13 protein-coding genes are annotated in these 12,679 nt (G+C 58.8%); 5 read left to right on the forward strand and 8 right to left on the reverse strand.

Annotated elements, in window-relative coordinates; genetic code table 11:
• The first annotated feature begins 60 nt into the window (after positions 1-60).
• The gene (locus AAIA72_RS02355; protein ID WP_369601847.1) at positions 61-1,020 is read left to right on the forward strand and encodes a LysR family transcriptional regulator; all 960 of its coding nucleotides are present in this window, start codon (positions 61-63) and stop codon (positions 1,018-1,020) included.
• 145 nt (positions 1,021-1,165) lie between these two features.
• Positions 1,166-1,471: a hypothetical protein gene (locus AAIA72_RS02360; RefSeq protein WP_369601848.1), complete on the forward strand. Its 306-nt coding sequence runs from the start codon at positions 1,166-1,168 to the stop codon at positions 1,469-1,471.
• Here AAIA72_RS02360 and AAIA72_RS02365 read toward each other — a convergent pair.
• The 7 genes from AAIA72_RS02365 to AAIA72_RS02395 form a co-directional block, all read right to left on the reverse strand.
• The gene (locus tag AAIA72_RS02365) at positions 1,456-2,409 is read right to left on the reverse strand and encodes a GNAT family N-acetyltransferase (protein WP_369601849.1); all 954 of its coding nucleotides are present in this window, start codon (positions 2,407-2,409) and stop codon (positions 1,456-1,458) included. The genes AAIA72_RS02360 and AAIA72_RS02365 overlap by 16 nt on opposite strands.
• Positions 2,406-3,566, reverse strand: a complete 1,161-nt coding sequence (locus AAIA72_RS02370; RefSeq protein WP_369601850.1) for a cupin domain-containing protein — start codon at positions 3,564-3,566, stop codon at positions 2,406-2,408. The genes AAIA72_RS02365 and AAIA72_RS02370 overlap by 4 nt, the downstream gene beginning before the upstream one ends.
• A complete protein-coding gene (purB, locus tag AAIA72_RS02375) occupies positions 3,563-4,954 on the reverse strand; it encodes an adenylosuccinate lyase (protein ID WP_369601851.1) in 1,392 nt (463 codons plus the stop codon). Before purB ends, AAIA72_RS02370 begins: the two co-directional genes overlap by 4 nt.
• 53 nt (positions 4,955-5,007) lie before the next feature.
• Positions 5,008-5,628, reverse strand: a complete 621-nt coding sequence (gene hflD, locus AAIA72_RS02380; protein WP_369601852.1) for a high frequency lysogenization protein HflD — start codon at positions 5,626-5,628, stop codon at positions 5,008-5,010.
• Positions 5,625-6,719 (reverse strand): tRNA 2-thiouridine(34) synthase MnmA, encoded by a 1,095-nt coding sequence (gene mnmA / locus AAIA72_RS02385; RefSeq protein ID WP_369601853.1) that lies wholly within the window; start codon positions 6,717-6,719, stop codon positions 5,625-5,627. The genes hflD and mnmA overlap by 4 nt, the downstream gene beginning before the upstream one ends.
• A gap of 71 nt (positions 6,720-6,790) precedes the next feature.
• Entirely contained in the window at positions 6,791-7,246 is a 456-nt protein-coding gene (locus AAIA72_RS02390) for an NUDIX hydrolase (RefSeq protein ID WP_369601854.1), read from the reverse strand.
• Positions 7,191-7,856 carry a pseudouridine synthase gene (locus AAIA72_RS02395; protein WP_369601855.1) on the reverse strand — a complete coding sequence of 222 codons (666 nt, stop codon included), beginning with the start codon at positions 7,854-7,856 and terminating at the stop codon, positions 7,191-7,193. Before AAIA72_RS02395 ends, AAIA72_RS02390 begins: the two co-directional genes overlap by 56 nt.
• Before the next feature lie 140 nt (positions 7,857-7,996).
• Between AAIA72_RS02395 and icd the strand changes: the two genes are divergently transcribed.
• Positions 7,997-9,259, forward strand: coding sequence for an NADP-dependent isocitrate dehydrogenase (gene icd, locus AAIA72_RS02400; protein ID WP_369601856.1), 1,263 nt, complete (start codon positions 7,997-7,999; stop codon positions 9,257-9,259).
• A gap of 90 nt (positions 9,260-9,349) precedes the next feature.
• Here icd and AAIA72_RS02405 read toward each other — a convergent pair whose 3' ends face one another.
• Complete coding sequence (locus tag AAIA72_RS02405) at positions 9,350-9,694, reverse strand: cold-shock protein (RefSeq protein WP_369601857.1); 345 nt, start codon at positions 9,692-9,694, stop codon at positions 9,350-9,352.
• 319 nt (positions 9,695-10,013) lie between these two features.
• Here AAIA72_RS02405 and clpS point away from each other — a divergent pair, with 319 nt between their 5' ends.
• Entirely contained in the window at positions 10,014-10,376 is a 363-nt protein-coding gene (gene clpS, locus AAIA72_RS02410; RefSeq protein WP_369601858.1) for an ATP-dependent Clp protease adapter ClpS, read from the forward strand.
• A gap of 14 nt (positions 10,377-10,390) precedes the next feature.
• Complete coding sequence (gene clpA / locus AAIA72_RS02415; RefSeq protein WP_369601859.1) at positions 10,391-12,676, forward strand: ATP-dependent Clp protease ATP-binding subunit ClpA; 2,286 nt, start codon at positions 10,391-10,393, stop codon at positions 12,674-12,676.
• The last annotated feature ends 3 nt before the right edge of the window (positions 12,677-12,679 follow it).

The raw sequence follows: 12,679 nt of genomic DNA on the forward strand, positions 1-12,679 counted from the left end.
TATCCGGCCGCGAACACGTCTATACTGTGACGTGTCAGACAAAGCAGTGAGCCATGCGGCATGGACCTTTCCAGAATTGATCTCAATCTCCTTGTCTACCTTGATGCGCTTCTGCGTGAAAAGAACGTCACGCGTGCCGCGCAGATGACGGGTATCACTCAGCCCGCCATGAGCAACGTGCTCAAGCGTTTGCGGGATGTATTCGATGATCCCCTGCTCATTCGTACCAGTGACGGCATGGTACCCACCGCCCGTGCGCTGGAACTGCATCCGCGGGTCAGGCAGGTGCTGGATCAGATTGAACTGATCGTTCAGCCCAAGACACGATTCAATCCGGCCACCAGTCAGCGCGTTTTCCGCATCATGGCCAGTGACTACGCCGAAAGTACGGTGATTCCGCGTGTGCTTGGCCGGATTCGCCGGGTGGCGCCGAATGTCATTCTGGATATCCTGACACCGTCCGATGTGGCTTTCCACGATATGGAACAGGGGCGGGTGGATATGGCCATCAACCGCTTTGACAAGATCCCCCAGTCCTTTCATCAGAAGACCATCTGGCGTGATGGTTTTTCGTGCCTGTTGAGCGTGCACAATCCGCTGGTCTATGACTTTACGCTGGAGAATTATCTCAAGGCCAAGCATATCTGGGTCAGCAAGACCGGGTTTGGTGTGGGGGTGGGCATGAACCCCAAGGATGTCCAGCGACTCGGCTGGGTCGATGATGCCTTGTCCAGGCTCGGCAAGACGCGGCAGATCAGCGTGTTTACCCGTCATTACCAGGTGGCGAGCCTGCTTGCCCAGCAGCATGATCTCATCGCCACGCTGCCCACCCGGGCGGCGTTGCTGCAGCGGGACAATCCGGAACTGGTGATCCGCGAGGTGCCCTTTCCCATTCCTGAAATCGAGCTCAAGATGGCCTGGAGTCCGCTGCTTCAGCATAATCCGGATCATATCTGGCTGAGAAACCTCATACACGAGGAAGCCAACCGGGAAGAAGAGGAAGTCCGGGCGCTGGACTGATTCGCTGTGTACAGTCGGACGGGAAACTGGCGCCGGGAGTGGAGCCAGGATACAAAGTTTTACATTTCAGAGCTGATCATTAATTGATCATGGCGTATACTTTGAGCGTATACGACTTTAGTCTAATGCCCTGGGAGATGCGCCGATGCTCACACCCCGTCAACGCGCCTTGCTGGCCGCCCGAGAAGACACCTATTTCATGAACTGGATTGCACGCTGGATTCCCCAGGACGGGCTGGATGAGCGGGAGCGCTTTGTCCTGTGTCGTGACGCATTCCGAATGACCGTCTGGACGCTCACGCTGCTTGCCGTGCTGCTGCCGCTGGGCCGGATTCTGGAGCTGGTTGTGCTGGTGGCCTGGCCCAATTATCTGTTTTTCGGTCGCTGGGCGGCGTATGCCCGGTCCGCACAGGCCGAACCGGTGCCTGTCCGCCGTCAGAGTGACAGCTGACGAAATTCCGGGCAGGGTACTGAACGGCTGAACAGGGCTTCAAAGTCTGAGGTCAGCATGCGTGCCCGCGCCGGATCGTAGTAGCAGGCAAACCCCTCCGGATAGCTGGTTCGGTGCTGGTAAAGCACTGCCATTTCATCCACGATGACATATTGCGGTTCATCAGCGGACCTGGCTTCAGGCAGCGGTTGTCGCAGATCCAGTGCGGTGCTCAGCCTGCCCAGCAGGGAATGGAGCTCGCCGCTTTGCTGCATGCATTGTGCCGGCTCGCGAATAATCATGCGGACGCTGGGCTGGTTACGGCGGCGTGACAGATATTTCAACCTTTCTGCAATATCCGGGTGCCCGAAAAGCGCAGCGGGCAGGGTATCCGTGACAATATCCAGCCGGTGTGTGCACTGACGGATCAGGCACACCAGATGTGCCGAAATGTCTTCCCATTGCGTCAGTTGATGGCTCTGGCGGTCCTTGCCTACCACCTGAGGCGTCTCGGATGGCGCTTCCCGGAGTTGAAGGGTCATGCGGATGTGGGGGATTCCTGCCTCCTCGTAAACCTCCCCTTCGGTAACGAATCCTTCGGAAGCATAAAAATCCGCGACCTGGGTCTGGGCCGACAGAACGGCACGCTGAAAGGGCTCGGAGCGGGCGTAATTGAGCACATAACGGAGCAGGCTGCGGGCGATACCCCGGCGGCGGTGGTCGGGCAGTACCGCCATGCGGCCGATGCGGGCCTGGCTCTCTTCAGGCACGAGCCTGGCGCAGGCGACGGGTTCGCCGTGCTCCGAGTAGTAGAGAAAATGCAGGGCCCGGGGGTCATGTTCATCCCACTCCAGGGATTCGGGCACGCCTTGTTCCCGGATGAACACCGTCTCCCGGATGTGTCTGAGCACCTGTTGTTCCGGGCTGTCCCAGGCAAGTATCCGGATGTGCGCGATCATGCGGCTTCCTGCACCAGACTGCCCTGATTGATCAGCGCAGTGAGTACGGACCATGCCAGTTCCTGATCATCGGCGCTCAGCTCATACACGACGGAAAGATCCGGGGCGGACCGGGCCGACAGGGCGGCCGCAAAAGGTTCGAGGGCATGTGGCAAATCAAAGAGTGTGCCGTCCACGGCCAGGCAGAGCGTATCACCAATGCGGGTATAGACATACCTGGATCCTTCATTCCAGAGCCAGCCTTGCAGACCTGCGTCGGCCACTTCGGAGATGGTCACCTGTTCTTCGGGTGGAATCACGATACCGGAGTGCTTCGGCTCGGTAGAGAGTCTCAGCAGGGTGCGCGTGAGCCGGCTTTCGGTCAGCAGTTGTGTGACCAGCGCCTCCCTCGCGTTCCGGACCACGCGCGGATCCAGCCAGCCCGGGCGGGATTGCGGCGTGCTCACCAGATCATCCACATGCAGGGGGGCAATGGCGTCCAGTTCGAGCTGATCAAGCCAGGCTGATGCCACCTCGGTGAGCGTGGGGCTTCGGAAGCCTACGGACAGGGTAATCGAAAAACCGTCCGCTATGCCATGGTGAGCCACACCCGGCGGCAGATAGAGAATGTCACCGGGTTCCAGAACCCAGCTATCGGTCACGGCCATGTCCGCAAGGATGCGCAAGGGGGTTCCTGCAACCCGGGGACTGGTTTCGTCACATACGGGACCCACATGCCAGCGCTTTCTGCCTTCGGCCTGGATCAGGAAAACGTCGTAATAGTCAAAATGAGGGCCGACGCTTGCGCCATCCGGGGAAACGGACGCCATGATATCGTCCAGGCGCCAGTTGGGAATGAAGCGGAACAGGTCAAGCAGTGCGGCCAGAGGGCGGTGCCAGTGATCAAGGCCCTGGATAAGCAGCGTCCAGCCGCGATCGGGCATGTTGCTCAGCGTGCGCTCGTCAAAGGGACCGTTCTCGGGTTGCCAGGGCTTGCCATGGCGTGACTCCCAGACGATCCGTGATTCGACGTCTTCCTCCATGGCGAGGCCTGCCAGGTCATTGGCATCCAGATCAAAACCGAAGCCTTCCAGTCCCTGACGGATGAGGAGCGGGCGCTTCTGCCAGTAGTCTGACAGAAAACGCCCGGGCGTCAGCTCGCCCAGGTTCAGCTTCATGGCTTGTCCTGACTGCGGATGCGTCGTGCCTGGTCGGCGGCATTGCCGGTATAGGTCGCGGGTGTCAGCGCCTTGAGCGCGTTTTTGGCCGCCTCCGGCAGGTCAAGGCTTTCGATGAAGTCGGTCATGGTTTCACGGGTAATTGCCTTGCCGCGGGTAAAGGCCTTGAGTTTTTCATAGGCCTGCTCGATGCCAAAACGGCGCATGACCGTCTGAACCGGTTCGGCCAGCACTTCCCAGGCGCTGTCGAGGTCCAGCGCGACGCGCTCGGCGTTGAGTTCAAGCTTGTTCAGCCCCTTCAGTGTTGCCTGATACGCGATGAGCGAGTGGGCCAGCCCGACACCCAGGTTGCGGAGAACGGTCGAATCGGTCAGATCACGCTGCCAGCGGCTGACGGGCAGCTTCTGAGCCAGGTGGGTCAGGATGGCGTTGGCCAGGCCAAGGTTGCCCTCGCTGTTCTCGAAATCGATCGGGTTGACCTTGTGTGGCATGGTGGACGAACCGACTTCATTGGCGATGACGCGTTGCTTGAAGTAGCCCAGGGAAATGTAGCCCCAGATGTCCCGGTCCAGATCAATGAGAATGGTATTGAAGCGACAGAAGGCATCAAACAGCTCGGCGATATAGTCGTGCGGCTCGATCTGTGTGGTATAGGGGTTCCAGCTCAGTCCCAGGGAGGTCACAAAGGCCTGTGCATTGGCTTCCCAGTCAATATCCGGGTAGGCGCTCAGATGTGCGTTGTAGTTGCCGACCGCACCATTGATCTTGCCCAGCAGCTCCACTTCGTCTATCTGTCTGAGTTGACGCTTCAGGCGATAAGCCACGTTGGCCAGCTCCTTGCCCACTGTGGTGGGGGACGCTGTCTGCCCGTGGGTGCGGGACAGCATGGGTACATCCGCCCAGTTTTCAGCCTGCTCACTGAGCTTGTCGATGATTTGCTGCATGAAGGGCCGGATTTCGGCAAGGCCGCCCTTGAGCATGAGCGCATGCGAAAGGTTGTTGATGTCCTCGGAGGTGCAGGCAAAGTGTACAAATTCCCTGGCCTCTTTCAGTTCGTCGGGAGCGTCGGGCCGGTCAAACTGCTCCTTGATGAAGTACTCGACGGCCTTGACGTCGTGATTCGTGGTGCGCTCGATTTCCTTGATGCGCTGTGCGTCGGCTTCCTGAAAGCCTCCAACCAGCGCATCAAGCCAGGCATGGGTGGCTTCGCTGAAAGCAGGCAGTTCGTCAATCCCCGGGTGGCGGGACAGTTGTTGCAGCCAGCGGATTTCCACTTCAACACGGGCACGGATCAGCCCGAACTCGGAGAAGTGGTTGCGCAGGGCATGAACCTTGTCGGCATAGCGGCCATCGACCGGTGAAAGAGCAGTCAGCGTCGTCAGAACCATGTTGAAATTCCTGGTTGGCTAGGTGAAAAAGGGGGCGAAAAGTATAACACGACTCAGCGGTGGAGTAATGCCTCGCAGGTCTCCAGCAGGCGGCGGCGACGTACCAGCAGATGCCAGCGGCGGCCTCCAAGCTGGCGCCACAGGCGGGCTGCCCGGATACCGCCCAGCAGCAGGGCACGAATCCGGTTGGCACTGGCTTCCGGCTTCAGATATTGAGGGTCGCCCACGACACGGATGCGCTGAGACAGTGTGCCGACGGTTGCGGAGTAGGCGTTGGCCAGGGTGGCCAGTACCGCTTCATCCTGCAGGTCTGCGCCGGAAACCTCTCCCAGTTGATCCAGGAACTCTCCGATGCGTGCCAGCAGAACCGGCTTCTTGTTGAGTTTGCCTTCTAGGTAAAGCAGGGTGATGGCATACCGGAGCGCGTTGATCCGTGACGGATCATTTTCGCGGGCCAGCAGGGCGCGCAACTCCTGAAGTCCGGTTTGCAGGGCAAAAAGGTCACCGAACACATCCAGTGCCGAATCGGGATGTCTGACGAACAGGCTGCCCAGAGTGGCGTTGATTGCTGTCTGACCGGCCATGCCCTGGCGGGCGAGCTGATCCACGAGTGCACCGGCCTGAAAGACCCCGGCAAGGGCAATGACCTGTTCTTCCTGCGGGGTCAGGTTCATGTCAATGCCTGCTCGATGACGCCGCCGCCCAGGCACCGTATGCCATCATAGAGCACCAGTGACTGACCCGGTGTGACCGCCCGTTGCGGGCTGTCGAAATGGATGCGATAGCCGGATCCGGATCGGTGCACGGTACAGGGCTGGTCAGCCTGGCGATAGCGGATCTTGGCCATGGCCCGCAATGGAAAGTGATCGGGGGATCCGTTGATCCAGTCGATGTGAGCGACTTCCAGAGTCTGGCGGTAGAGCAGGGGGTGATCCTTGCCCTGCACAACCACCAGCTGGTTGTTCTCCAGATCCTTGTCCGCGACATACCAGGGTGCTTCGGGAAAGTCTTTCAGGCCGCCAATGCCCAATCCCTGGCGCTGACCGATGGTGTGATACATCAGGCCGTTGTGCCGGCCGATGACCTGTCCGTCTTCGGTCACGATGTCTCCCGGCTGCGCAGGAAGGTAAGTCCTGAGAAAATCCGTGAACTTGCGCTCCCCGATGAAGCAGATGCCCGTGCTGTCCTTCTTTGTTGCCGTGGCCAGTCCGTGACGTGCCGCAATGGCCCGCACATCCTTCTTGTGCATGCCACCGACCGGAAAGAGTGTGCGCGCCAGCGCGCCGGCGGGCACGGCATGCAGGAAATAGGTCTGTTCCTTGCCGGGATCGGCACCCTTGATGAGCCAGGTGTCGGTGCCCTGACCCATTCGCTGGGCATAATGCCCGGTTGCGATGTAATCCGCGCCCAGTGTCAGGGCGTATTCCAGAAACGCCTTGAACTTGATTTCCTTGTTGCAGAGGATGTCCGGGTTGGGGGTGCGACCCGCCCGGTATTCAGCCAGAAAATGTTCGAATACCCGGTCCCAGTACTCGGCGGAGAAGCTTGCCGTGTGCAGAGGAATGTCGAGGGCTTCCGCCACCTTGCGGGCGTCTTCCAGGTCGGTCATGGCGGTGCAGTATTCGGTACCGTCATCCTCGTCCCAGTTTTTCATGAACAGGCCTTCCACCTGATAGCCCTGAGCCTTGAGGATCAGGGCCGAGACTGAGGAATCCACGCCGCCGGACATGCCGACAATCACTTTTTTCTGCTTCGCAGCCTGCATGAGTTGCTGTGACCTGCCATTTGATGGGAGCCGGGCATTATAGCGTCTGATGCCCGGCGATGCAGCCGTTGTCAGATATCCAGACGGGTTTCTCGGATGGTGTCGAGCGGCAGGCGACGCCCCGCCAGGTAATCGTCGATGCACTGCATGACCAGCGGGCTGCGCAGGGCCTCCGGCTGGGCGCGCAGTTCCTCCGCAGTCAGCCAGTGTGTGGAAAGGATATCCGGATCCAGAGGCAGGGGCTTGCGTTCCACCGGGCGTGCGACGAAGGCATAACGATGGTAGGTCACGTCACGGGCCGGTACGTGCAGAACGTAGATGCCCAGAAAATCGGTCAGCTCGACCTTCCAGGCAGTTTCTTCCAGGGCTTCCCGCAATGCGGCCTCGAGAATGGATTCACCCTTTTCGATATGGCCTGCCGGCTGATTGTAGACCGGCTTGCCCTTGACCTTTTCCTTGACGACCAGAAACTTACCGTCTTTTTCCACGACGAGCGCGACGGTGGCGCGCGGTGTCCAGCGTTGCATGGGCAGTATTCCTCTTGTTGCCTGGGCGTGCCGTGGGCCGGGTATGATCATGAGTGGTTGTCAGCGTCGGGACATCGATGCGACGCCATTCACCCGGGGGCAGCCCGTCCAATGTCCAGTCGCCCACAGCATAGCGGATCAGGCGTAGTGTAGGGAAGCCGACCGCTGCAGTCATGCGGCGGACCTGCCGGTTGCGACCCTCGCGGATTGTCAGTCTGATCCAACTGGTCGGAATGGATTGGCGAAAACGGACGGGCGGAGTGCGCGGCCAGAGTGATTCGGGCTCGGTCATGTGCTCAGCCTCGGCAGGCAGGGTCAGGCCATCTTTCAGAGTCACCCCCCGGCGCAGCTGATTCAGTGCGGCGTCCGTGATGTCTCCCTCCACCTGAACCCAGTAGGTTTTCGGGCACTTGGTTTTGGGGTGTGCGATGCGATGTTGCCAGCGGCCATCATCCGTCAGGATCAGCAGTCCTTCCGAGTCAAAATCCAGCCTTCCGGCAGGGTACACGCCCGGAACCGGAATGAATTCTGCCAGGGTGCGCTTGTCTCCACTGGGGCTGAACTGAGACATGACCCTGAAGGGCTTGTTGAAGAGAATGAGGGCTGACATGTGGGGGGATCCTTGCGATGTAACAAAATTACTTTTATCTCGTGATATACTTGTGGTGCTGTAATAAAACTACAAATAGATGTGCCCGAAAGGCCCAACTGGCCGGGGCAGGGTCCGAGTCATGACAAATGGAGCGACACATGGGATACGAAAAAATCCGGGTACCCGCTGACGGCGACAAAATCGGCGTCAATGCGGACCTTTCACTCAATGTCCCCAACCATCCGATTATACCTTTTATCGAGGGCGACGGTATTGGTGTGGACATCACGCCGGTCATGCGAAAGGTTGTCGACGCGGCGGTTGACAAGGCCTACGGTACGCGTCGGGCCATTGCGTGGATGGAAGTCTATTGCGGCGAAAAGGCCACGCGGGTCTATGGCCCGGATGTGTGGCTGCCGGAAGAAACGCTGGAAGCCTTCCGCGAGTTTTCCGTGGGCATCAAGGGGCCACTGGCCACGCCGGTCGGCGGGGGCATCCGCTCCCTGAACGTGGCATTGCGCCAGAAGCTCGATCTCTATGTCTGCATGCGCCCGGTACGCTATTTCAAGGGGGTGCCGTCACCGGTGCGCTGTCCGGAGAAGACCGACATGGTCATCTTTCGTGAAAACTCGGAAGACATCTACGCGGGGATCGAGTGGAAGGCAGACAGCCCTGAGGCGAAGAAAATCATCCGCTTCCTGCAGGAGGAAATGGGCGTCACCCAGATCCGTTTCCCGGAGCATTGCGGTATCGGCATCAAGCCGGTCTCGGAAGAGGGCACCAAACGCCTGGTCAGAAAGGCCATCCAGTATGCCATCGACAATGACAAACCTTCCGTTACCCTGGTTCACAAGGGCAACATCATGAAATATACGGAAGGTGCCTTCAGGGACTGGGGGTACGAGCTGGCGCGCGAGCGTTACGGTGCTGAACCGCTGGACGGCGGGCCCTGGCATGTCATGAAGAATCCGAAGACCGGGAAGGACATCATCATCAAGGATGTCATTGCGGATGCCTTTTTGCAGCAGATTCTCATGCGGCCAGATGAGTACAGCGTGATCGCCACCCTGAATCTCAATGGTGACTACATTTCCGATGCGCTGGCCGCAGAAGTGGGTGGAATCGGTATTGCTCCGGGTGCGAATCTGGGGGGATCCATTGCCATCTTCGAAGCGACCCACGGTACGGCGCCCAAGTACGCGGGCAAGGACAAGGTCAACCCGGGGTCACTGGTGCTTTCTGCCGAAATGATGCTGCGTCACATGGGCTGGACCGAGGCGGCGGATCTGGTGCTCAAGGGGATCTCGCGCGCCATTGAGGCGAAGACGGTCACCTATGACTTCGAGCGCCTGATGCCGGATGCCACCCTGCTCAGATGCTCGGAGTTTGGTGAAGCCATCATCGACCACATGGATGACTGAGCCGCAAGCAACCCGCGCCCCGCATTGTGGGGCGCTGTCCTGCACCCATTGTACCCGGCAGCAGGCATCGCCTGCTGCGCCTGCCGCATCTCAGGCGTGAATCAGGTGTTCTGCCTTGGCGTTGCTGTCAGCGGATTCCGGCTGTGCAGAGGGCTGGCTTTCTCCCGCGTGGTCAGGCTCTCGCTTGGGCTGGGATTTGACGGGATTGCCATCCTCATCCAGCGGAATGATATTGACGGCATGGAGTCCCTTTCCGGAAGGCTGAGTATCGAAAAGGACACTCTGCCCGGCCTTCAGGGTTCGGTAGCCTTCCATCTGGATGGAGGAAAAATGCACGAAGAGATCTTCGCCGGCGAGTTCGGGCCAGTCTTCATCCGCGATGATGAATCCGTAACCCTTTGCATTGTTGAACCATTTGACTTTACCTTGAGGCATGATCGACTCCCTTGTCTCGGAAGGTTGCGGGCAGCGCCCATTTATTATTGTTTGTTGAGCGGCTCAAACGACTTCCGCCAGGGCCATCCAGGCCCGAATGACGCCCGGCTGAACGCCTAGTTTGATACTCTCCAAAAAGGTATTATAAGAGCATTGATCAAAAATGGTACCGCCCATGTGGAAAAAAGTGCTTGAAACCCGGCACTTTGGCATCCATAACTGTATGAGAGTGCACGGACACAACGTATGCGTGGCAGTCCGGTGCCTGGGCGGGGTTCACAAAGCGTTACAGCTTTAAATCAAATTTAATCCGGCAGCTATGGGAAATCCAGAAAGTCCTCGTCTAATATTGAATCAGGGACCGCATGAGGAGGAGGGGGATCACGAAGGTGATCTGAAGGTCGCTCCTGCGAAACCGCAGGTGCGCAAACCCTCCATGTACAAGGTTGTCATGATGAATGATGACTACACCCCGATGGACTTCGTCGTGGAGGTTTTGATGAGGTTCTTCGGCATGTCCGAGTCCAGAGCGACTCAGGTCATGCTGACCGTGCACACGCAGGGAAAGGCGGTGTGTGGGGTGTACACCCGCGATATTGCCGAAACAAAGGCGATGCAGGTGAATCAGTACGCTTCCGAATGCGAGCACCCGCTAATGTGCGAAATTGAAAGAGCCGATTAGGCCAGAGGTGAGCAATGCTGAGCAAAGATCTCGAACTGACCTTGAATGCTGCATTCAAGAACGCCAGGGAGAAACGGCATGAATTCATGACCGTTGAGCACCTGCTTCTCGCATTGCTCGACAATGATTCAGCCGCACGTGTCCTGGCGGCCTGTGGTGCGGATCTGCAGCAGCTTCGTAACGAGCTGACGGAATTTGTGGATTCCACGACCCCCCTGATTCCGAGCAATGATCCGGATCGGGAAACCCAGCCGACACTCGGTTTTCAGCGTGTCCTGCAGCGGGCCGTATTCCATGTCCAGTCTTCCGGCAAGAAGGAAGTAACGGGTGCAAACGTCTTGGTGGCCATTTTCTCCGAACAGGAAAGTCAGGCCGTCTACGTGCTCAAGAAGCAGAACATCGCACGCATTGATGTGGTCAATTACATTTCCCACGGGATCAGCAAGGTGGGAAATGAGCAGGAGCGTCCGCAGGAGAGCGAATCCTCCGAGGAAACCATGGAAGATGCCGGTGGCCCGAAACCGCTGGAATCCTACGCGACCAATCTCAACGAACAGGCACGTCAGGGGCGGATTGATCCGCTGATCGGCCGCGAGAAGGAAGTGGAACGGGTCATTCAGATTCTCTCGCGCCGGCGCAAGAACAACCCGCTGCTGGTGGGTGAGGCCGGCGTGGGCAAGACGGCCATCGCCGAGGGTCTGGCCAAGCAGATCGTGGAGGGCAATGTCCCTGATGTTATCAAGGACGCCGTGGTCTACTCGCTGGATCTGGGTGCGCTGCTGGCCGGCACCAAATACCGTGGCGACTTCGAGAAGCGTTTCAAGGCGCTGCTCAAGGATCTCAAGAAGCAGCCAAAGTCCATTCTGTTTATTGATGAAATCCACACCATCATCGGTGCCGGTTCGGCTTCCGGTGGTGTCATGGATGCCTCCAACCTGCTCAAGCCACTGCTGAGTTCAGGGGAGATTCGTTGCATCGGGTCCACAACCTTTACTGAATTCCGTGGCATTTTCGAGAAGGACAGTGCACTGGCACGCCGGTTCCAGAAGGTGGATGTGGTGGAGCCCTCTGTAGAGGATACCGTGGAAATTCTCAGGGGACTGCGCAAGCAGTTTGAGGCGCACCACGAAGTGGAATATACGGATGAGGCGCTGCGAGCGGCGGCCGTCCTGGCTGATCGCTACATCAACGACCGGCACATGCCGGACAAGGCCATCGACGTGATTGACGAGGCCGGGGCCAGCCAGCGCCTGAAGCCGGAAGGTGAGCGCAGTCGCGTGATCGACGTGGACATCATCGAGCAGGTCGTGGCCTCCATCGCGCGTGTGCCGGCCAAGACCATTTCGGCAACGGACAAGGACAAGCTGCGCAACCTCGAGCGCAACCTGAAGATGGTTGTCTTCGGTCAGGACGAGGGTATCGAGGCGCTTGTGACCGCCATCAAGCTCTCACGTGCCGGGCTCAAGTCTCCGGAAAAACCGGAAGGCGCATTCCTGTTTGCCGGTCCGACGGGGGTTGGCAAGACGGAGGTGACGCGGCAGCTTGCCAAGATTCTCGGGATCGAGCTGGTACGCTTTGACATGTCCGAGTACATGGAGCGGCATACGGTTTCCCGCCTGATTGGTGCTCCGCCGGGATATGTAGGCTTCGATCAGGGCGGTCTGTTGACGGAGGCCGTGAACAAGCATCCGCACTGTGTGCTGCTGCTGGATGAAATCGAGAAGGCACATCCGGAAGTGTTCAACCTGCTGCTGCAGGTCATGGACCATGGCACGCTAACGGACAACAATGGACGCAAGGCCGATTTCCGTCATGTCATTCTGGTCATGACGACCAACGCCGGGGCCGAAGTGCTCAACAAGCGGTCCATTGGCTTTCAGCATCAGGACAACTCCACGGACGCGATGGAAATCATCAACCGGGCATTTACGCCGGAGTTCCGAAACCGTCTGGATGCCATTATCCAGTTCCGTGCGCTGACGCCGGCCACCATCAGTCATGTGGTAGACAAGTTCCTCACTGAACTGCAGGCACAACTGGACGAGAAGCGCGTGCAGCTTGAGGTATCTGACGGCGCCAAGGTCTGGCTTGCCGAACATGGCTACGACGAGAAGATGGGGGCTCGTCCGATGGCCCGGCTCATTCAGGAGCGCATCAAGAAGCCGCTGGCCGAGCATATCCTCTTCGGGGATCTGGCGGAAAATGGGGGTGTGGTGCACGTGGATGAGCGGGATGGTGAGCTGGTATTCACCTTTGACCCGGCGGTTCGCGCACTGGCTGATGAGTCGGCCTCAACCTGAGCC

Origin of the sequence: Thermohahella caldifontis (assembly GCF_041153465.1) — a bacterium.
Taxonomy (GTDB): Bacteria; Pseudomonadota; Gammaproteobacteria; order Pseudomonadales; family Oleiphilaceae; genus Thermohahella; species Thermohahella caldifontis.